Origin of the sequence: Rhodovulum sp. 12E13 (genome assembly GCF_003340565.1) — a bacterium.
Taxonomy (GTDB): Bacteria; Pseudomonadota; Alphaproteobacteria; order Rhodobacterales; family Rhodobacteraceae; genus HLUCCA09.
Genome location: NZ_QPLK01000004.1, coordinates 174282 through 193476, shown reverse-complemented (window position 1 = coordinate 193476; position 19195 = coordinate 174282). Strand labels below are relative to the sequence as shown.

Genomic DNA, 19195 nt, shown 5'->3' with positions numbered 1-19195 from the left:
CTCGACGCCGTCGAGGCTCGCGACATCGTTCCCCGTCTCGCCCAGGCGGGGATAACCATGCAGTTGAACCGATAGCGCAAGGGGGCGGTCGTTGGCTGCAACCTAGACGGTGATGCCCTCCAAGATCGGCAGTATCCGCGGCAGCATGCGCTGGAAGACCTCGAAATCCATGCCCGGCGCCAGCAGGACGATCTGGCCGAGACGGATGCCCTGCATTCTGTTGGCGACCTCGTAAAGGGTGAGCACCGCGCCGCGGGCTCCGAGACTGTGGCCGATGACATTGACGCCGCCCCCGAAACGCCGGTCCGTTTCGATGATAACGTCCGCCAGGTCGGGAACGCTCCAGTACAGGTCGGCCTCGTCGTGGGTGTAGTAGGTGTCCCGTCCCGGGTGTCGAGAGATCACAGCGGCCAGACGAGCAGCAGCAGTGGCACGCTCACGGCGACGACGAGCACCTCAAGCGGCAGGCCGAGCTTCCAGTAATCGCCAAAGCGGAATCCGCCGGGCCCGAGGATCAGGGTGTTGTTCTGGTGGCCGATCGGGGTGAGGAACGCGCAGGAGGCACCGATCGCGACGGCCATCAGGAACGTGTCGGGATTGACGCCCAGCGTCGCCGAGATGCCGAGCGCGATCGGGCACAGCACGGCGGCGGTGGCGGCGTTGTTCATCACGTCCGACAGGAACATCGTCGTGACCAGCACCACGACCAGAGCGGCCACCGCGTCGCCCCGGGCCACCGTATCGACGAGAACCCGCGCCAGCAGTTCCGCGGCGCCCGTGGATTGCATCGCGCCGGCCACCGGGATCAGCGCCGCCAGAAGCACGATCACCGGCCAGTCGACGGAGGTGTAGATCTGCCGAAGCGGCACCGTGCCCGCCACCATCGACGCCAGCACGCCGAGCGCGAAGGCGGCCGCCGCCGGCAGCGCGCCCAGCGTCACCAGCGCGATCGCCCCCAGCATGATCGCGGCGGCGATCAGGGCCATGCGCTTGTCCGGAATGCGCAGGTCGCGCGCCCCCAGCGGCACGCAGCCCGTGTCGCTGACGAACTCGGCCACGGCCTCGACCGGGCCCTGGACGAGGAGCAGGTCGCCTGATTTCAGCTCTGCATTGCGAAGGCCGGAGCGCGGGGGAGTCCCCTCGCGCGACACCGCGAGCAGGTTGAGCCCGTAGCGCGCGCGCAGGTGCATCTGCCTCGCCGAGCGACCCACAAGGCTCGACCCCGGAAGAACCGCCAGTTCGCGCAGCACGATGTCGCGGCTGGCCGCGCGGTCTGCGCCGTCGTGCTTGTGGGTGTCGGCCTCGCTACGGGCCGCCGCGCCCCCTGCGCGCTCTGCCACATCGTCGTCGCCGTTGCCGCCGGCCGTCTCGTCCGGCCCCACGATCGACTGTTCCAGCTCGATGTCGAATACCGACAGCGCCTCTGCCAGCGCATCCACCTCTGCCTGAAGCACCAGGACATCGTCGGCGCGGATGTGCCTGCCGCCATGCGGTGCGGTCAGGTAGACGTCGTTGCGGATCAGGCCGACGATCTGCACGTCGCTGTCCTCGATCTCGCGCTCGAAGGCCCGCAAGGTGAGACCGGCCGCCTTGCTGCCTTCCGGCACGCGCAGTTCCGTGAAATAGGCGCCCGTGTCGAAGCCGGCCTCGGTCGCCGATTTGCGCGCGGGGACGAGCCGCCAGCCGACCAACGCGACGAGGATCACCCCGGCCGTAGCCACGGCGACCCCGACGGGCGCGAAGTCGAAGATCGCGAACTGGCCGAGCCCCGCCTCGGCCCGGAAGCCCGAGACGATCAGGTTGGGCGGCGTGCCGATCAGCGTCGTCATGCCCCCGAGGATGGTGCCGAAGGCCAGCGGCATCAGGACCTGCCCGGGCGACAGCTCCAGCCGGTCCGCAAGCTGCACCGCGACCGGCATCAGCAGCGCCATCGCGCCCACGTTGTTCATGAACCCCGACATGGCCGCGCCCAGCCCCATCAGCGCCGCCATGCTCGTCAGCCGCCCCGCTTCGCGCGGCAGGACGCTGCGCGCCAGCCAGTCGACGGCCCCCGTGTCCTGCAGCCCCCGGCTGAGGATCAGCACGCAGGCCACCGTGATCACGGCCGGGTGGCCGAACCCGGCGAAGGCCTCGTCTGCCGGCACCAGCCCCGCGACGACACAGGCCATCAGCGCCGCCAGGGCGACGACGTCGTGCCGGAACCGGCCCCACAGGAACAGAGCCATCGTGGCGACCAGAATGGCGGAAATCAGCATCTGGTCGGCGGTCATGCATACCTGCCCGATGACGTGACGGCGCTGGGCTCGTCCCTCGTTTGTCGGCCAAGCGGCGCGGGGGAACAAGGTTTTCATGCAGAGACGACGGATGCCCGGCACATCCCCTGCCGGTCATGCGCACGCGCCGGAAGGCATGGCTGCTTTTCGGTGTTCCGATAGCGCGATCCGGGACCGGACGAGCGGTCCGGCCCGAGACGGCCATCCCGGCATGGACCGAGACTGCCGCCTGCCACGCCCGATAGCCAGTGCCGCGACAGGCCGAGACCCGGGCACTTTGCCGCGACAACCGCTCGGCGCCCAGGGACGGGCACATGAGGGCGCTCCGAGCGAGCCTGCTATAATCTTGGCTTCTTCCCGGGTTGTGTGGGCGTCTCTGTACTGCGTCAGGCGAGGACCATCCGAGATTTTGTTGTGCAGGGGGACTCCGGCAGGTGCCTGAGCTTGCCCGCCACGAGGTAGGCCCTGTTGATGAAGTTTCGGGTGGTGCGATAGCCGCCCGCACACGCCACGGTGGCCGCGACGACCGTCTTGCCGATGCTCGCGGCCAGCATCCGCGTGCCGGGGGTCATCTCGCGCCCCGCCTCGACGTCGGCGAAGCCCGTCGCGGCCGTCACGAGCCGTCCGTCCGGCAGGGCGAGGGCGGCCGTCGCGCCGGGAAAGCCGTAGTCCGCGCGGAACGCGTCCAGCGTCGCGCCGAGGCGGGCGGTCAGCCCCATCGGCTCCTCCGCCCGCGCCGGCGCCGCGGCGGCGAGGACGAGGCACGCCGCGGCGAGGAGGCGGGCCGCGCGCATCGCGTCACCCGGCTGACCGGAGGCCGGCCCCGGCCGACGGCTTGTGCGAGTGGCCGGAGACGGCGACGGAGACACCGCCGGGCACGCCGCCGTCGCCCAGCGCCTCGCGGTCGTGCACCACCAGGACGACGTGGCCCGACAGCTCCATGGTGACCCGCTCGGGATGGACGCGCGCCCGGTCGGCGGCCGCCCCGGATCGGTGTCGATGCCGGGGACGAACACCCGGGCGGTCTTCGACGCATCCGGCCGCAGGGCGAGCATCGAGGCGCGCGAGGCATGACCGGTGCCGAAACCTCCACTTCGATCCGGACGCCCCCTGGAGGTCACCGGGCGGTCGACGGCGGGCATGGCGCGCCGAGCGTGGCGCGGTGGTGGCATGGCTTCGTGCGCGTGACTGCCTGGCGCTTTCTGTGCCCGACGCCCTCGAGATCGTGCAGCGCCGGTCGGGGCGGGGCGTTCGCGGCCGCACCATTTGTTGAGGCCGCCACCGGTCGCCGACCGGCTTCTGGGGCAAGCGCCGCGGTCCCCCTGACGGACAGCGGGGCACCGCCGCTCTCCATCTGACCGCTCCGCTTCCCAGGGCGTCATACCCCTGTCGCCGAACTCCGCTCTCCCTGGGCCGTCGTCACACCGGGGAGAGCCCCACGTGACCACCCTGAAACGCCCTGCTTCATGGAGGGCACCGCCGTGCTGGGCAAGACCAGCAAGCCGAGTGTAGGGCGAACCACTCCGTCACGCGCCTGCCGCAGAAGGACATGCGGTCTTACCACCGTTATGGTGACCGGACGAAAGCGCCCATCTGATGGCCCCCCGAGCTTCGTGGGATCGGCAGGATGCCTGTCCCGACGCGCGGCCGAGTCGGTCTGGAGGCGGTTCAAACCGGGGTTCGAACCGAGGTTCAAAGCGCGGGCGTTCGCGCCTCCCGCGAGGGCGCTCGATGCCGAAAAACCCAGTGAAATCAGGTGGAGGCGAGTACCGGAATCGAACCGGTGTACACGGATTTGCAATCCGCTGCGTAACCACTCCGCCAACTCGCCCTGGCGGGTAGGTGTGCCATGCCGTTTGAACCTTCGCAAGCTGGTGTTTGAGCGTAAGTGCGGGCGGTGTCCGCAAACCGTGTTGGTTCGCGCTCTGTTCTTGGGCGCCAGTCGGGTAACCTCGGAGGCCCGAGCCCGCCGAGGAGACCCGCAATGCGCCGCTTCGATCCGACCGAGTTCCGCCCACCTGCTCTCCCGTCTGCCACCATGAACCACGCCGGGCTTACCGGAGGCTGATTTGTTTGTGTCACGCCACCATGGCGAGCTCGTTGGACCGGGCATGGAAGCGGGGTTCCGCTTCGGCGGGCGGGATGTTGCCGATCGGCTCGAGCAGGCGGCCGCGCTGGCAAGATCAACCGGGCAAGAACACACGAACCAGAACGGCTGGGGCAGCCCCCTATGGCGTGGCCGCCAGCACCGCCGAGTCCGACAGGTGCAGCGTCACCGCCACGAAGAACACGGCCGTCGCAGACATGACGAAGACGTGCCAGATCGTGTTGTGGAACGGCAGCCGCTCCCACAGAAGGAACACGGTGCCGACGGTGTAGAGGATGCCGCCCGTCAGCATCAGCCCCAGTACGGGGGCCGAGAGCGCCGCCAGCATCGGCCAGCCCACCAGCACCGCCGCCCACCCCATGGCGAGGTAGAGACCGAACGCCACCCATTTCCACCGGCCCGAGGCAAAGGCGCGCAGGCCCGAGCCCGCGAGCGCCGCGCCCCACAGGCCGGTCAGCAGCCACCCGCCCTGACCCGACAGCAGGGTGAACGGCGTGTAGGTGCCCGCGATCTTGAAGTAGATCGCCGCATGGTCGAGCCGCCGATAGAGCCACGAAAGCCCCGCTCGCGGAAACGCGTTGTAAAGCGCCGAGCAGCCGATCATGGCGATCAGCGTCACGCCGTAGACAGAGATCGCGGTCACCGCCGACACGTTGCCGTGCCAGATCACCGCGAGCGCGATGAGCACCGGCACGCCCGCGAGCGCGGCCGCGAGCGCGACAAGGTGCACGACCACGTCCGACACGTGCTCGGCGCGGCTGTAGCCTGCGCGGGAGATCAGGGCCTGAGACATGACGGAAGTCTAACAGCGAGCGGTCGGTGCGGAAAGCCGGTCGGAGCCACGCCCCCACCCGCGCCGGCGGTCATCCGGCGGGCTGGGCGTAGGTGTCCTCGTTGTTCCGCCAGATCCAGAAGTTGAGCGAAAAGGCGACCGATACCCACGCGATGTAGGGTACGAACATCAACCCCGCGAGCCAGTCGAGCCTGAAAAGGGCGACCATCGTGGCGAACACGGCGAGCCACAGCGCCCCCACGGCGACCAGTGCGGCGCGGATACGGCGGACGCCGAAGAAGATCGGCGACCACAGCGCGTTGAGCGTCATTTGCACCGCCCAGAGGCCGATCGCGTATTCCGCGCCGGGGAGCCGGGCCACCCGCGTCGCGGCCAGCGCGATCAGGATGTAGAGCGTCGTCCAGGCCAGCGGGAACAGCCAGTCGGGCGGCGTCCAGCTCGGCTTGAGCAGCTGTTTGCGATACCAGTCGTCGGGCGCGAAGATCGCCCCGGTCGAGCCGGCCGCCATGCAGCCGAGAAGGAAGATGCCGAACAACGCCCAATCCATGGATCGGAAAGTAGCCGACGGAGCGTGAAGTTCCAATATCTCGCGCGGTTCGTGGCCGCGGGCCCGCTACTCGGCGGCGATGCGCACCGCGCCGCCCCGCATCCGCGACGGGCCGGGGCGCATCGCGCCGCGGCGGGCGGCATCGCGCGCCTTGAGCTCGGCGAACAGAGCCACGAGCTCGCCGGCGCGCCCCTCGCCCCACGCCCCGTCGCCGCTCGGCTCGCGCGCGGCCGCCTCTACCAGGAACGCCGTCTCGTCGAGCGGCGCGGCGTAGAGCACCGCCGGGCAGGGCATCGCCGCGCTGGTGACCGCGCGCGCCCCCGACAGCATCAGCCAGCCGACCTTCTGCGCAGGGCTTGTGTGCGCCCGCGTCGAGACCGAGTCGTAGCCCGCGCGCGCGACCTCCGTGCCGATCCCGTCGTAGATGTGCCGGGCGGCGAAGATGCCGGGGCGGCAGGCGAAGGGCAGGCGGGGAATGCCCGCCTCGCCCCGCAGGTAGAGGCGCCGCGCCTCGGCGAGCAGGCGCTTGACCATGTCGCGCACCGCGTCGGAGGGCATCGGCTCGCGCAGGAAGTTGACCTCGGCGATGCGTGCATCTTCCAGCCACTCGGTCGGCAGGTAGATGCGGTGCGCGCGCGCGTCTTCGCCCACGTCGCGGGCGATGTTGGTCAGCTGCATCGCCACGCCCAGGTCGCAGGCGCGGGCGAGCGCGTGGCGGTCGCGCACGCCCATGATGACGGCCATCATCGCGCCAACGGTCGAGGCGACGCGGGCCGAATAGGCGCGCAGCTCCGACAGGGTGGCGTAGCGGCGCTCCATCGCGTCCCACGCCAGCCCCTCGAGCAGTGCCTCGGGCAGGGCGCGCGGCAGGCCGGTCGCCTCGACCATCGCGGTGAAGGCGCGATCCTCGGGGGCGTTCTCGGGCCGGCCGGCATAGGCACGGTCGAGCCGCTCGCCGAGGCGCAGCACCGCGGCCGTCTTCTCGTCCTGCAGATCGACCGAATCGTCGGCCAGCCGGCAGAAGGCGTAGAGGGCCATGGCCGGCGCCCGATAGCGCGCCGGCATCAGCCGCGAGGCGGCATGGAACGAGAACGAGCCGGTGCGGATCGACGCCTCGCAGGCCGCCAGATCGTCGGGGTCGATGCCGTGGATCGGCCGCGGTCGCCCTCGGGCGGGCAGCGGCGTCACGTCGGCGGGGAGCGCCCGGTCGCGGGGCAGGTCGGCGGCGGTGGCGTCGGTCGGGCTCATTCGGCGGCCATCCTCTGCGGGGTGGAAGGGGCGGCGGCGCGGGGCGAGAGGCGCTCGGGGTCGGGCACGACCTGCGCCAGAACGTCGGCCGACGAGACGACGCCCGGCACGCCCGCGCCGGGGTGGGTGCCCGCGCCCACGAGGAAGAGGCCCTGCGCCTCTTCGCTCACGTTGTGCGGGCGGAACCACGCCGATTGCAGGATGCGCGGTTCGAGCGAGAAGCCCGAGCCGTTGGGCGACAGGTAGCGGTCGCGGAAATCCTCGGGCGTGAACGTCACCTCGGCCGAGATCCGCTCGCGGAAGCCGGGGATCGCGCGTTCGAGATTGGCGGCGACCTTTTCCTTGTAGCGGTCGGCCTCCGCGGCCCAGTCCACCGGGTCGTCGTGGCCCAGATGCGGCACCGGCGAGAGGGCGTAGAAGGTGTCGCCCCCCTCGGGTGCCACGCTCGGGTCGGTCACGCTCGGACGGTGGAGGTAGAGGCTCATGTCGTCGGCGAGGTGGCCGCGGATGAAGATGTCGCGCAGAAGCCCCTCGTAGCGCGGCCCGGCGAGAATGGTGTGGTGGCCCACGTCGCCCCACATCCCCGCCGTGCCCTTCGTGCCGAAGTACCAGACGAACAGGCCCATCGACCAACGCCGCTTCTTCATCGCGCGGTCGGTCCACCGCCAGCGGCGCAGGTTGCGCAGAAGATGCGTGTAGGTGTGCCCCGAATCGCCGTTGGACACGACGATGTCCGAGGCGACCACCGTGCCGTCGGCCAGCCGGGCGCCCCTGGCGCGGGCGGTGCGCCCCTCGCCCTCGACCAGAATCTCGTCGACCTCGACCCCGAGATGGATCGCGCCGCCCTGATCCTCGATCACGCCGGCCATGGCGTCGGCGATCGCCTGCACGCCGCCGATGGCGTAGTGCACGCCGTATTCCTTCTCGAGGTGGCTGACGAGCGCGTACATCGACGTCACGTGCATCGGGTCGCCGCCGATGAAGAGCGGGTGGAACGACAGCGCCATGCGCAGCCGCTCGTCCTTCACCCGGGCCTTGGCATGGCCGAGGATCGAGCGATCGGCCCTGAGCACGCCGAAGGTGGGCAGCACCTTGATCGTTTCCCACGCGCGGTGCATCGGCTTGCGCACCATGCCCTCGTAGCCCACGACGTAGCGGGCGCGGCTGTCGCGCAGGAACTGCTTGTAGCCGTCGACGTCGCGCGGCGAGAGACGGCGGACCTCCGCGACCATCGCGTCGGTGTCGGAGCGGGCGGTGAAGGTCTCTCCATCCGGCCAGCGGATCGTGTAGAAGGGATCGAGCGCGCGCAGGTCGACATCGGCGTGGAAGTCGCGCCCGCAGGCCGCCCACAGCTTCTCGTAAACGTCAGGCACGGTGACGATGGTCGGCCCAAGATCGAATCGGTGGCCCTCTTTCGTGATCGACGAGCCGCGGCCGCCCACGCGGTCGAGCCTGTCGAGCACGGTCACGCGATAGCCCTTGGCGCCGAGCCGCATGGCCGAGGCAAGCCCGCCCAGACCCGCGCCGATCACAAGCGCATGGGGGCGCTGGTCGTGCGCGAGGCCGAGATCGGGGACGAGGACGGGCGAGGTGAGGTCTTTTGCCATGGGTCAAGGCTACCGCTGTCTAGTTTGCTTTACAATCTCGATTTAGCTGCCATGGTGCAAGTGTCCAATTTGACTGGATCAAGATACAGGAGTGTCAGCTTTGCTGGACAGTTCCGATACGGCCTTCGCCCGCGACTCGCACGCCCCCCATGCCGGCGCCTGCGTCACGCTGACCTTCCACCGCTTCGGCCCTGTCTGGGCGCGCCTCTGGGCCTTTACCCAGATGGGCGCGGCGCGTTTCTCGCTGCCGAAGGTGCCGGATATCGGCGCATGGAAGCTCTGCGGCTCGGGCGCGAACCAGGGCTTCGTGCCCATCCCCAACACAGCCGTCGCCGCGATCCTGGCCACCTGGCCCGACGAGGCGACCGCCCGCGCCCGCGTGGCGGAATGCCGCCCCTTCACCAGCTGGGCGAAGATGGCCGAAGAGACCTTCACGGTGTTCCTCGCGCCCACCTCGGCCCGCGGAAAGTGGGCGGGAGTCGAGCCCTTCACGGTGTCGGGCGAGCCTGCCCGGGGCGGCCCCGTGGCCATCCTGACCCGCGCCACGGTCAAGCCGAAGGTCGCGATGCAGTTCTGGAAGCGCACGCCCAGCCTGAACCGCGCGATCATGGACGACCCGAACGTCGTCTTCCGCATCGGCATCGGCGAGGTGCCCCTGGTTCAGCAGGTCACATTCTCGATCTGGCCGGATACCGACACGATGCACGCATTCGCGCACGCCCGCGGCACGCTGCACGCCGAGGCGATCCGCGCGGTGCGCGAGGGGAACTGGTTCCGCGAGGAACTGTACGCCCGCTTCCGCATCCTCGGCTCGGCGGGTACGTGGAACGGCGGCGACCCGCTGCAGACACTGGACATCGCACAATGACGGATCAGACCCCCGTGAGAGCCACCACACGCCCCTCCCCCTTCCCCTTCTCCGCGATCGTCGGACAGGAGGAGATGAAGCAGGCGATGGTGCTGACCGCCGTCGACCCCAAGATCGGCGGCGTGCTCGTCTTCGGCGACCGCGGCACCGGCAAGTCGACCGCGGTGCGCGCGCTCGCCGCACTTCTGCCCGAGATCGAGGCGGTCGAGGGCTGCCCGGTCAACTCGCCGTCCGAGCACGACATCCCCGACTGGGCCGAGGTGCACTCTCACCGACTGGTGAAAAAGCCGACGCCGGTGGTCGACCTGCCTCTGGGCGTGACGGAGGACCGGGTGGTGGGCGCGCTCGACATCGAGAAGGCGCTGACCAAGGGCGAGAAGGCGTTCGAGCCGGGGCTGCTGGCGCGCGCGAACCGCGGCTACCTCTACATCGACGAGGTGAACCTCCTGGAGGATCACATCGTCGACCTGCTGCTCGATGTCGCCCAGTCGGGCGAGAATGTCGTGGAGCGCGAGGGCCTGTCGATCCGCCACCCGGCGCGGTTCGTGCTGGTGGGCTCGGGCAACCCGGAGGAGGGAGAGCTGCGGCCGCAGTTGCTCGACCGGTTCGGCCTGTCGGTCGAGGTCGCCTCGCCCTCGGAGATCGACCAGCGGATCGAGGTGATCCGCCGGCGCGACGCTTACGAGACCGACGCGGCCGCTTTCCTCGACCATTGGGGCACCGAGGACGCGAAGCTGCGAGAGCGGATCGTCGCCGCGAAGGACCGCGTGGGCGGCATGGAGACGCCGGACGAGACGCTGCGCGCCTGCGCAGAGCTCTGCGTGGCGCTCGGCGCCGACGGCCTGCGGGGCGAGCTGACGCTCCTGCGCGCGGCCCGGGCTCTCGCGGCCTTCGAGGAGGCACGCGAGGTGGGCGTGGCGCAGGTGCGCGCGGTGGCGCCCTCGTCACTGCGCCACCGCCTGCGCCGCGACCCGCTCGACGAGGCGGGAAGCACGGCACGGGTGCTGCGGGTGATCGACGAGGTGCTGGGGGCATGATGGCTGGAATCGCTCCGGGCCCGGCCGGCAGCGCCGCTGGCGGCGGGGGACTGGGGGCGCTGCCCCCGTCGGCCCGTTCCGGGCCGCCCCCCCCGGAGTATTTGGGCCAAGATGATGGGAGGTGCGGGCCGGCATGACCCCGTGGGAGCGCGCCGATCTTTCGCTGCGCCTGCTGGCGGTCGATCCCGGCGGGCTGGGGGGCCTCTGGCTCCGGGCCCGTTCGGGGCCGGTGCGCGAGCGGTTCGTGGCGGCGCTGGCCGCGCTGCCGCTGCCACGGCGCAAGATCCACCCGCAGATCGCCGACGAGCAGCTTTTTGGCGGGGTGGACCTGTCGGCAACGCTCGGCGCGGGCAAGGTGGTATGGCAGGAGGGGGTGCTCTCGCGCCCCTGCGCGGTGGTGCTGCCGATGGCCGAGCGGTGCCCGCCCGGCCTCGCCGCCCGCCTCGGCGCCGTTCTCGACGCCCATGACGGGCACACGCTCATCGCGCTCGACGAAGGGGCGGAGCCGGAGGAGGCGCTGCCCGAGGCGCTGACCGACCGGCTGGCGCTGCACGTGGACCTCGACGGGGTCGCTCTGGCCGGGACGGCCGCGATCGAGCCGGGCAGCGTTCGGGTCGGCAACCCGCTGCGCGCCCTGCCCGCCGCGCCCGACGCCGCGCTGGCCGACCTGACGGCGGTGGCGGTGCGGCTGGGCATCGCCTCGCTGCGCGCCCCGCTCTTCGCGCTGCGCGCCGCCCGCGCCCATGCCGCGCTCTCGGGGCGGGAGACGGTGGCGACGGAGGACCTGTCTGCCGCGGTGGAGCTGGTGCTCGCCCCCCGGGCCACGCGGATGCCGGCGGCCGAGGACGACGAACCCGACGCGCCCGAGCCGCCCCCGCCGCCGGAGCAACAGCCCGACGAAGGCGAGCGCGGCGAGGAGAGCGAGCAGGAACTGCGCCTGCCCGAGGAGATCCTGCTCGAGGCCGCCGCCGCCGCCCTGCCGCGGGACCTGCTGGAAAAGCTGGCGGCAGGCCGCGCGCCGCGGGTTGCCGCCGGCGCGTCGGGCAGCGGAGCGGGGCGCAAGGGCAACCGCCGGGGGCGGCCGCTGCCACCGCGGCCCGGCCGCCTCGACGGGCAGAGCCGGGTCGACCTGATCTCGACGCTGCGCGCCGCCGCCCCGTGGCAGCCCGTGCGCCGCAAGAGCGCGGCGACCGACCAGCGGCTGCACGTGCGGCAGGGCGACATCCGCACCAAGCGCTATCAGGAGCAATCCGACCGCCTCCTGATCTTCGTGGTCGACGCGTCCGGCTCGGCCGCCATGACACGGCTCGCGGAAGCGAAGGGCGCGGTGGAGCTTCTGCTGGGCGAGGCCTACGCGCGGCGCGACCACGTGGCGCTGGTGGCGTTCCGCGGCGAGGGGGCGGAGGTGCTGCTGCCGCCCACCCGCAGCCTCGTGCAGACCAAGCGGCGGCTCGCCGCCCTGCCCGGCGGAGGCGGCACGCCGCTCGCCGCGGGCCTCTCGGCGGCGATGGATCTGGCACGCGCGGCGCAGGGGCGCGGCATGACGCCGACCCTGGCGCTCATCACCGACGGGCGGGCCAACATCGCGCTCGATGGCACGGCGAACCGCGGGCAGGCCGGGGAAGACGCAACGCGCCTCGCCCGCGCGATCCGGGCGCAGGCGATCCCCGGCCTGGTGATCGACATGTCACCGCGGCCGCAGCGCCCGCTCGAGGCGCTGGCGGCCGAGATGGGGGCGCCCTACCTCGCGCTGCCGCGGGCCGATGCCAGCCGGCTGTCGAAGGCCGTCTCGGCCACGCTCGACGCCTGAGGCCGGCGGAGTGGACTGGGCGCGCTACGCCGAGACCTGGCCCAACGCCGAGCATTCGGCCTTCGCCCAGGCGCGGCCGCATCGCTGGCACGTGCAGGCGCTGGGGCCGGCGGCGGCGCCGGTGCTGCTGTTGCTGCACGGGGCGGGGGGCGCGACGCATAGCTGGCGCGACCTCGCCCCCCTTCTGGCGCGGCGCTGGCGGGTGGTGGCACCCGACCTGCCGGGCCATGGCTTCACCCGGCTCGGCGCCCTGCAACGCTCCAGCCTGGATCTGATGGCGGCCGACCTCGAGACGCTGCTGGAGAAGCGCGGCGAGCGCCCGGCGGCAATCGTGGGGCACTCGGCCGGGGGGGCGCTGGCGCTGCGGATGGCGCAGATCGCCGGGTCGCCGCCCGCCGCCGTGGTGGGGATCAACGCCGCGCTCGACAATTTCGACGGTGCGGCGGGGTTCCTGTTTCCGATGATGGCCAAGGCGCTGGCGCTCAACCCGCTGGTCGCGCCCACGATGGCGCGGCTCGCCCAGCCCAACACGGTGCAGCGGCTGATCGAGGGAACGGGCAGCCGGCTCGACGACCTCGGGCTCGCGCTCTATCGCGCCTGCGTCTCCGACGCGCGCCATGTCGACGGCACGTTGACGATGATGGCCCAGTGGCGCCTCGACCGGCTGCGCGCCGCCCTGAGCCGGACCGCCGTGCCGACGCTGCTGCTCGCGGCGGAGGGCGACCGGGCGGTGTCGCCCGAGACGTCGGAGCGCGCCGCGCGGAAGATGCCACGGGCCGAGGCCGTGACGCTGCCGGGGGTCGGCCACCTCGCCCACGAGGAGGCGCCCGAGGAGGTCGCTGCGCGGGTCGACGCCTTCCTCAAGCGCCACCTGTGAGTCAGAGCGCCACCGTCAGCCCGAGATAGCCCGCGTAGAGCGCCAGCAGCCCCGCCCCCTCGGCCCGAGTCACGCGCCAGCCCGTCACCGCGGCGGCCACCAGCAGCGCCGTCGCGGCGGCCATCGCCCAGACATCGACCTGCAGGATGCGCGCGTCGACCGGCAGCGGCGTCACCAGCGCCGTCACCCCGAGGATGCCGAGCAGGTTGAAGATGTTGGACCCCACGACGTTGCCGAAGGCGACATCACCCTCGCCACGCCGCGCGGCGATCACCGAGGTCACGAGTTCGGGCAGCGAGGTGCCGACGGCGACGATCGTCAGCCCGATCACCGTCTCGCTGACCCCGAGCGCGGCCGCGATCTCGACCCCGCCCGTCACAAGCGCCCGCGCGCCGCCCAGGACCAGCGCAAGGCCCACGGCGAAGAACAGGACCGCCCGCCAGAGCGGCGGCCTGCTGTCGGCCGTCTCGACCACGTCGTGGGCCTCGGTCGCGGCCACCGGGCCGGGGCGGCGGAACGTGGCGAAGAGGAAGGCCGCGAGACCCGCCGCCAGCACGGCGCCGTGCCACCGCTCGAGCGTGCCGGTCAGCATCAGCACGATACCGAGCAGGGTGGCCAGCACCAGCGCCGAGCCGTCGCGGCGAAAGGCGGGGCCGTCGACCGCGATCGGCCGGATCAGGGCGGCAAGGCCGAGGATCAAGAGCACGTTGGCCACGTTCGAGCCGACGACGTTGCCGGCGGCGATGCCGGGCGCGCCGCCGAGGGCCGCCTGCAGCGAGGTGGCGAGTTCCGGCGCCGACGTGCCGAAGCCGACGAGCGTGAGACCGATGACGAGGGGCGGCACATTCAGCCGCTGCGCGACGCCGACCGCGCCCCGCACCAGCAGGTCGCCGCCGACGAGCAGGGCGACGAGGCCGCCCGCGACGAGAAGATTGGCCATGACAGGCACCCTGGCGCGAGGGGACATCCCTCGCGGGAGCGTGGCATGTCGGCGCGCGCCGGCCCGCGGTCAAGAGCCCGACGCAAAAAGGCCGCCGGATGGTCCGGCGGCCTTTCTACTCGTGCCAGTGCCGGGGCGACGCGGGCTCAGCTGCCCTCGCCTTCGGGCGGGGCCAGCGAGTAGAGGTAGGCGTAGAGGTCGTGCGCCTCTTCCTCCGAGCGCACCTTCCACGTCATCGAGCCGCGCAGGCGGTTGCTGTCGGCCGTCTCGCGGATCCACGGGGTGGGGTCCTGGACGTAACCGACGAAATTCTCCTCGGTCCATTGGACGCCCATCTCGTTGAGCGCCTCAAGGCCGTTGGAATAGCGGAAGCCGTCCACGGTGCCCGCAGTGCGGCCCGCGATCTCCCACAGGTTGGGGCCGGTGCGCGCGTTACGGCCCGCGAGCGTCTCGCCCTCGTCGTTCACCACGACATGGCAGGTGATGCACTGGCGCTCGAACAGGGCGGCACCCGACTCGGCGTCACCCGAAGGATCCTGGGCGAGAGCGGGGGCTGCGATCAGGGACGCCAGCGCGAGGCTGGCGGCGAACGTGGCTTTCATGGGTCGACCTCTCAGTCTGGCTGCTTGCTCGGCTGTGCGCGCCAACCTACCGCTCCGGCGACCGAGGTAAAGCCTCTATTGCACACCGCGGCACACGGCTTGCCTCGAAACCGGGCGCGCGGCGAACCCGCGGGCGCCGTGACAGCAACGGGGCGCCCGCAGGCGCCCCGTTGCTGTCCCTTGGCGGGCGCGATCAGAGGCCTTCCTCGGCCCGGATCTCGTCGGCCTGCGCGAACAGGTCCTCGTAGCGCTGGCGTGCCCGGCCGCGGAACCGGCCCTCCTTCGCGGCCTCGTAGTTCGACGTGAAGTCGCCCACGAGGATCAGGCCGACCATGCCGGCGGTCTGGTGAGGCAGGCAATAGTAGGGATAGGTGCCCTCGGTCTCGAGCGTCACCTCGACATCCTGGTTGATCCGGCCTTCCCAGGTTTCGCCCCCCTCGGGGATCAGATCTTCGTTCGACTGGCTGTTGTGCCCCGGCTGCTCGGAGACAAAGCGGACCGTGTCACCGGGCTGCACCCGCAGGAGCGCCGGCCTGAACACCTGGTTTTCGCCCGTCTCGGGATCGCGCGTCAGCATTTCCACCACGTGAACGGTGCCTTCCTCCTGCGCGGCACCGGCGCCCGGCAGGGCGGTGGCAGCCGCGGTGGCGCCAATCAGGGCGAGGTTCTCTCGGCGGGTCATCTTCATGTCAGCTCTCCCGTGCAAAAGGAACGCGCCGCGCCCCGTTCGGGGTACGGCGCGGTTCGTCTGTGAGGCCGGGCCGTCGGCCCCGGCGCATGCGCGGGAGGCTAGCCGTGCGGCCCGACCTGGCCACCGGCTGCGACAGTCTGCCCGGTCACGCCACCTGCCGGGCCAGCGCGCACTGGCTCCACAATTCGCCGAGCGCGGTCACGAGGTGATCGATATCGGCGTCGGTGTGGTGCGGCGAGGGCGTGAAGCGCAGCCGCTCGGTTCCCTTCGGCACGGTGGGGTAGTTGATCGGCTGCACGTAGATGCCGTGCTCGCGCAGCAGGATGTCCGAGATCAGCCGGCACTTCACCGGGTCACCCACGGGCACCGGCACGATGTGGCTGTCGTTGGCCATGTGCGGAATGCCGGCGGCGTCGAGCCTTGCGCGCAGCTTGCGCACCCGGTCGCGCTGCCCCATCCGCTCGATCTCGGAGTTCTTGAGATGCGCGATCGAGGCCCTGGCGGCCGCGGCCACCGCCGGCGGGAGTGCCGTCGTGAAGATGAACCCGCTGGCAAAGGAGCGGACGAAGTCGCAGAGCGCCGCCGAGCCCGAGATGTAGCCGCCGACGCAGCCATAGGCCTTGCCCAGCGTGCCCTCGATCAGGTCGATGCGGTGCGCCAGCCCCTCCTGTTCGCTGATGCCGCCGCCGCGGGGGCCGTACATCCCCACCGCGTGGACCTCGTCGAGATAGGTCATCGCGCCGTGCTTCTCGGCGACCTCGACGATCTCGGCCATCGGGCAGATGTCGCCATCCATCGAATAGACCGATTCGAAGGCCACGATCCGCGGCCGCGCCGGGTCCAGCCGCGACAGGTGCCGGTCGAGATCGTCGGCGTCGTTGTGCTTCCAGATCACCTTTTCGGCGCGGGAGTGGCGGATTCCCTCGATCATCGACGCATGGTTGAGCGAATCCGACAGGATCACCGCCCCCTTCAGTCGGCTCCCGAGCGTCGAGAGAGACGCCCAGTTCGACACGTAGCCCGAGGTGAACAGCAGCGCCGCCTCCTTGCCGTGCAGGTCGGCGATCTCCTGCTCCAGCGCGACATGGTGGGCGTTGGTGCCCGAGATGTTGCGCGTGCCGCCGGCACCGGTGCCGCACTCCTGCACCGTCTCGACCATGCGGCCCACGGTCACGGGGTGCTGGCCCATTCCCAGATAGTCGTTCGAGCACCACACCGTCACGCGCTCGGGGCCCTCGCCCCGGTGCCCGGCCCGGGGAAAGGCGCCGCACTGCCGCTCGAGCTCCGCGAAGATGCGGTAGTTGCCCTCGTCCTTCAGCGCGTCGAGCTGCTCGCGGAACAGGCTATCGTAATCCATGGCTGGTCCCTTCGTTCGTCTTATTCCGCCGGCTCTCTGGGCCGGCTGGTCTGGGTTTGCGTCAGCGCGTCGCGCGGCTCGGGCAGCATCCAGCGCCAGAGTTTCTGGTCGGGCAGCGGCACCACCATCAGCAGGTGCTCGATCAGGGCGAGGCCGGCGATGGCGGCGGCGAGCGTCCAGCCCAGCGCCGCGTGCGCCGCGTCCGCCGCGCCGATCTCGCGCACCAGCAGCGCAGTCGCCACGGCCAGCATGGCGACCGTCACGGGGTAGATCGCGTTCGGCCGGCCGACGCGGAAGTGAGTGGGCAGATAGGCGATGGCCTGGGGCAGGAACTCGGTGTTGATACGCGGCACGCCCCAGAACAGGTTCAGCTTGGCCGAGATGCGCGCGCCGAACAGAACCGCGAAGGTGACGAAGCCGAACGGGTTCGCCGCCCCCTGCGCCGCCCAGCCCATCGCCAGGAGCGCCGCGAACAGCAGCAGCTCGTGCCACGCCACCGCCCACCAGGCCCGCCGGAACCGCTCCCACCCGCTCACCCCTTCGGGCGTGAGCGCGCGGTTGGGGCCCGTGACGATCCCGCACAGGAACGCCATCTCGATCCATCCCCAGATCATCAGCGCCGCGAGAAAGGCCGCGAAGACGGCGAAGGGCTCGGTCCGGTGCAGCGTGTCGACGAACAGGCCAGCCCCCAGCACGAGGACCGGCAGCGCCAGCAGCACCGCCCAGAGATGGCTCTTGCGCCCGCCCGCGTCGGCCCGCTTCACCACGGCGAGGATCGCCCCGGTGGAGAACCACCACGCGAAGAGCGCGATCAGTGTTGCGATCCAGGGTTCGGTCACGGAACGGGTCCCGTCCTTCTTCTTGCTCCAAGTATCCCGGGGGGTCCGGGGGGCTGGCCCCCCGGCCCGTCCGGCTTCGGTCAGTAGGCCGGCTGGAGGCGCGTCACCTTCGGCACCCGGTGCTTCTTGGCCGGGATCGTGTAGAGGCTGGCGAAGGCGAGTGCCGCCCGTGTCGAGCCCCACATCCGGCCGAGGAAGCCGCCGAGGCCCCCCGCTTTCTTCGCCGCGTCGATGTCGACCGACGCCTTCTGGAGCGCCTTGAGCCCCCGCGCCCAGCGCGGGTGGTCGATGTCGAGCGTGATGGGGAAGATCTGCTTCGACAGCTCGCTGGTCTTGCGGAACACTTCGTGGCCGTACTCGTCGGGGTCGACGCCCAGGGCGGCGTGGAAGGCCGGCCGCTGGTGGTCGCGCACGTGCATCGTGGCGTAGACGGCCGTCAGGAAGAACTTGATCCACAGCACGTTCACGCCCGAGGTCAGCTTGGGGTCGGTCTTCATCAGCATGGCGAAGGCCTCGCCGTGGCGGAACTCGTCGCCGCACCATTCCTCGAACCACTTGAAGATCGGGTGGAACCGGTGCTCGGGGTGCTTCTCGAGGTGGCGGAAGATCGTGATGTAGCGGGCGTAGCCGATCTTCTCGCTGAGATAGGTGGCGTAGTAGATGAACTTCGGCCGGAAGTAGGTGTACTTCTTCTTCTGGGTCAGGAAGCCGAGGTTCACCGCGATGCCCGCCTCGCGCAGCGCGTCGTTGATGAAGCCCGCGTGCCGCGCCTCGTCGCGCGCCATGTACTGGAACAGCTCCACCACGTCCTTGTTGTTGCCGCGCCGCTTCATCTCCTTGTAGAGCACGCAGCCCGAGAACTCGGCGGTGCACGACGAGATGAGGAAGTCGATGAACTCCTTCTTCAGCTCCGGGTCCATCCCCTCCCAGTCGACGTGGTCCCAGTCCTCGGTCTTGCGGAAGTGGCCCTTGTTGGGGTCGCTCTTCATCTCCTCGATGAGCGGGTCCCACTCGTCGCGGATATGGCTGACGTCGATGGCGTCGAGCTCGTCGAAATCGGTGGTGTAGAAGCGCGGGGTGAGCAGCGTGTTCTGCATCGCCACCGCGGTCGCGGCCTCGCTGTCGGTGACGGCCTGCCGCTCCTGGATGGCGAGCCCCTCCTCGACGGTCGTGGCGTCGGCGCTGTGCGTGGCGCGGGCGGCCGGGGCGGCGCCCTCGGCCTCGATGCGGGATCCGTCGTTCATAGCGTCACCTCCTCCGAGAACGAGAACTCGCAGAGCTCCATGAATTCCATGTCGCCGGTCAGGCGCGTCCACATCCGCTCGACCGTCGAGGCGCGCCAGATGATGGCGGTGCGGCTCTCCGTCACCACTTCGCCATACGGCGCCATGATCTCGGGGCCCTGGACGACCACCTCGTCGCCGGGGTGCACGACGGCCCCGTTGTCGAACCGCACATGCGCGTGCAGGCTCTCGAACTTGTGCGAGACCTCGACGGTGCAGGGCGCCGTCTCCTTCTCCTTGGTCAGAAATCCCATTCCCTGGTTCCCTTTGGGGTTGTGGCCCCGCCGCTGGCTAGACGGCGGAGCGGTTGCGGTTG

The 19195-nt window shown here is 71.0% G+C and carries 19 protein-coding genes and 1 tRNA gene; 4 read left to right on the top strand and 16 right to left on the bottom strand.

The features are described 5' to 3' along the window. Positions 1–102 precede the first annotated feature (102 nt). From DLJ49_RS22340 to DLJ49_RS05340, 9 genes are all read right to left on the bottom strand, one after another. Positions 103–405 (bottom strand): alpha/beta hydrolase, encoded by a 303-nt coding sequence (locus DLJ49_RS22340; protein ID WP_233488758.1) that lies wholly within the window; start codon positions 403–405, stop codon positions 103–105. Continuing rightward, the gene (locus DLJ49_RS05375; RefSeq protein ID WP_115392496.1) at positions 402–2270 is read right to left on the bottom strand and encodes an SLC13 family permease; all 1869 of its coding nucleotides are present in this window, start codon (positions 2268–2270) and stop codon (positions 402–404) included. Before DLJ49_RS05375 ends, DLJ49_RS22340 begins: the two co-directional genes overlap by 4 nt. A gap of 389 nt (positions 2271–2659) precedes the next feature. Continuing rightward, positions 2660–3067: a serine hydrolase gene (locus tag DLJ49_RS05370; RefSeq protein ID WP_115392495.1), complete on the bottom strand. Its 408-nt coding sequence runs from the start codon at positions 3065–3067 to the stop codon at positions 2660–2662. A 4-nt stretch (positions 3068–3071) separates the two neighbouring features. Then, positions 3072–3215: a hypothetical protein gene (locus DLJ49_RS21670; protein ID WP_158547396.1), complete on the bottom strand. Its 144-nt coding sequence runs from the start codon at positions 3213–3215 to the stop codon at positions 3072–3074. 815 nt (positions 3216–4030) lie between these two features. Then, a tRNA-Cys gene (locus DLJ49_RS05360) sits at positions 4031–4104 on the bottom strand. 397 nt (positions 4105–4501) lie between these two features. Then, entirely contained in the window at positions 4502–5173 is a 672-nt protein-coding gene (locus tag DLJ49_RS05355) for a PAQR family membrane homeostasis protein TrhA (protein ID WP_115392493.1), read from the bottom strand. Between the two features lie 70 nt (positions 5174–5243). Continuing rightward, positions 5244–5720: a tryptophan-rich sensory protein TspO gene (locus DLJ49_RS05350; RefSeq protein ID WP_115392492.1), complete on the bottom strand. Its 477-nt coding sequence runs from the start codon at positions 5718–5720 to the stop codon at positions 5244–5246. Positions 5721–5786: 66 nt separating this feature from the next. Continuing rightward, the gene (crtB, locus tag DLJ49_RS05345) at positions 5787–6968 is read right to left on the bottom strand and encodes a 15-cis-phytoene synthase (protein ID WP_115392491.1); all 1182 of its coding nucleotides are present in this window, start codon (positions 6966–6968) and stop codon (positions 5787–5789) included. Continuing rightward, positions 6965–8575 carry a phytoene desaturase gene (locus tag DLJ49_RS05340; protein WP_115392490.1) on the bottom strand — a complete coding sequence of 537 codons (1611 nt, stop codon included), beginning with the start codon at positions 8573–8575 and terminating at the stop codon, positions 6965–6967. Before DLJ49_RS05340 ends, crtB begins: the two co-directional genes overlap by 4 nt. A gap of 100 nt (positions 8576–8675) precedes the next feature. Between DLJ49_RS05340 and crtA the strand changes: the two genes are divergently transcribed. The 4 genes from crtA to bchO all read left to right on the top strand — a co-directional run bounded on the left by crtA (position 8676) and on the right by bchO (position 13167). Next, complete coding sequence (gene crtA / locus DLJ49_RS05335; protein ID WP_233488756.1) at positions 8676–9443, top strand: spheroidene monooxygenase; 768 nt, start codon at positions 8676–8678, stop codon at positions 9441–9443. Positions 9444–9517: 74 nt separating this feature from the next. Next, on the top strand, positions 9518–10480 hold the full coding sequence (bchI, locus tag DLJ49_RS05330) for a magnesium chelatase ATPase subunit I (RefSeq protein WP_233488774.1): 963 nt from the start codon (positions 9518–9520) through the stop codon (positions 10478–10480). A gap of 133 nt (positions 10481–10613) precedes the next feature. Further along, the gene (locus tag DLJ49_RS05325; protein ID WP_115392488.1) at positions 10614–12290 is read left to right on the top strand and encodes a magnesium chelatase subunit D; all 1677 of its coding nucleotides are present in this window, start codon (positions 10614–10616) and stop codon (positions 12288–12290) included. Between the two features lie 10 nt (positions 12291–12300). Next, positions 12301–13167 carry an alpha/beta fold hydrolase BchO gene (gene bchO / locus DLJ49_RS05320; RefSeq protein WP_233488754.1) on the top strand — a complete coding sequence of 289 codons (867 nt, stop codon included), beginning with the start codon at positions 12301–12303 and terminating at the stop codon, positions 13165–13167. Position 13168: 1 nt separating this feature from the next. Here bchO and DLJ49_RS05315 read toward each other — a convergent pair whose 3' ends face one another. The 7 genes from DLJ49_RS05315 to DLJ49_RS05285 form a co-directional block, all read right to left on the bottom strand. Next, entirely contained in the window at positions 13169–14107 is a 939-nt protein-coding gene (locus tag DLJ49_RS05315) for a calcium/sodium antiporter (protein ID WP_115392486.1), read from the bottom strand. A 146-nt stretch (positions 14108–14253) separates the two neighbouring features. Continuing rightward, the gene (locus DLJ49_RS05310) at positions 14254–14709 is read right to left on the bottom strand and encodes a c-type cytochrome (protein WP_115392485.1); all 456 of its coding nucleotides are present in this window, start codon (positions 14707–14709) and stop codon (positions 14254–14256) included. 193 nt (positions 14710–14902) lie between these two features. Further along, on the bottom strand, positions 14903–15397 hold the full coding sequence (locus DLJ49_RS05305; protein WP_115392484.1) for a plastocyanin/azurin family copper-binding protein: 495 nt from the start codon (positions 15395–15397) through the stop codon (positions 14903–14905). 148 nt (positions 15398–15545) lie between these two features. After that, positions 15546–16757 (bottom strand): 5-aminolevulinate synthase, encoded by a 1212-nt coding sequence (hemA, locus tag DLJ49_RS05300; RefSeq protein ID WP_115392483.1) that lies wholly within the window; start codon positions 16755–16757, stop codon positions 15546–15548. 20 nt (positions 16758–16777) lie between these two features. After that, positions 16778–17596 carry a putative photosynthetic complex assembly protein PuhE gene (puhE, locus tag DLJ49_RS05295; protein WP_115392482.1) on the bottom strand — a complete coding sequence of 273 codons (819 nt, stop codon included), beginning with the start codon at positions 17594–17596 and terminating at the stop codon, positions 16778–16780. An 80-nt stretch (positions 17597–17676) separates the two neighbouring features. Then, positions 17677–18840, bottom strand: coding sequence for a magnesium-protoporphyrin IX monomethyl ester (oxidative) cyclase (acsF, locus tag DLJ49_RS05290; protein WP_115392481.1), 1164 nt, complete (start codon positions 18838–18840; stop codon positions 17677–17679). After that, a complete protein-coding gene (locus DLJ49_RS05285) occupies positions 18837–19133 on the bottom strand; it encodes a hypothetical protein (RefSeq protein ID WP_115392480.1) in 297 nt (98 codons plus the stop codon). Before DLJ49_RS05285 ends, acsF begins: the two co-directional genes overlap by 4 nt. Between the last annotated feature and the right edge of the window lie 62 nt (positions 19134–19195).

Excerpts from the sequence above, each read along its gene's own strand:
- DLJ49_RS05285 (WP_115392480.1), bottom strand. The coding sequence starts at position 19,133 with ATGGGATTTCTGACCAAGGAGAAGGAGACGGCGCCCTGCACCGTCGAG.
- DLJ49_RS05340 (WP_115392490.1), bottom strand. The coding sequence starts at position 8,575 with ATGGCAAAAGACCTCACCTCGCCCGTCCTCGTCCCCGATCTCGGCCTC.
- acsF (WP_115392481.1), bottom strand. The coding sequence starts at position 18,840 with ATGAACGACGGATCCCGCATCGAGGCCGAGGGCGCCGCCCCGGCCGCC.
- DLJ49_RS05310 (WP_115392485.1), bottom strand. The coding sequence starts at position 14,709 with ATGAAAGCCACGTTCGCCGCCAGCCTCGCGCTGGCGTCCCTGATCGCA.
- DLJ49_RS21670 (WP_158547396.1), bottom strand. The coding sequence starts at position 3,215 with ATGGAGCTGTCGGGCCACGTCGTCCTGGTGGTGCACGACCGCGAGGCG.
- DLJ49_RS05315 (WP_115392486.1), bottom strand. The coding sequence starts at position 14,107 with ATGGCCAATCTTCTCGTCGCGGGCGGCCTCGTCGCCCTGCTCGTCGGC.
- DLJ49_RS05325 (WP_115392488.1), top strand. The coding sequence starts at position 10,614 with ATGACCCCGTGGGAGCGCGCCGATCTTTCGCTGCGCCTGCTGGCGGTC.
- crtB (WP_115392491.1), bottom strand. The coding sequence starts at position 6,968 with ATGAGCCCGACCGACGCCACCGCCGCCGACCTGCCCCGCGACCGGGCG.
- hemA (WP_115392483.1), bottom strand. The coding sequence starts at position 16,757 with ATGGATTACGATAGCCTGTTCCGCGAGCAGCTCGACGCGCTGAAGGAC.
- DLJ49_RS05350 (WP_115392492.1), bottom strand. The coding sequence starts at position 5,720 with ATGGATTGGGCGTTGTTCGGCATCTTCCTTCTCGGCTGCATGGCGGCC.
- DLJ49_RS05305 (WP_115392484.1), bottom strand. The coding sequence starts at position 15,397 with ATGAAGATGACCCGCCGAGAGAACCTCGCCCTGATTGGCGCCACCGCG.
- DLJ49_RS05370 (WP_115392495.1), bottom strand. The coding sequence starts at position 3,067 with ATGCGCGCGGCCCGCCTCCTCGCCGCGGCGTGCCTCGTCCTCGCCGCC.
- DLJ49_RS05355 (WP_115392493.1), bottom strand. The coding sequence starts at position 5,173 with ATGTCTCAGGCCCTGATCTCCCGCGCAGGCTACAGCCGCGCCGAGCAC.
- bchI (WP_233488774.1), top strand. The coding sequence starts at position 9,518 with ATGAAGCAGGCGATGGTGCTGACCGCCGTCGACCCCAAGATCGGCGGC.
- DLJ49_RS05375 (WP_115392496.1), bottom strand. The coding sequence starts at position 2,270 with ATGACCGCCGACCAGATGCTGATTTCCGCCATTCTGGTCGCCACGATG.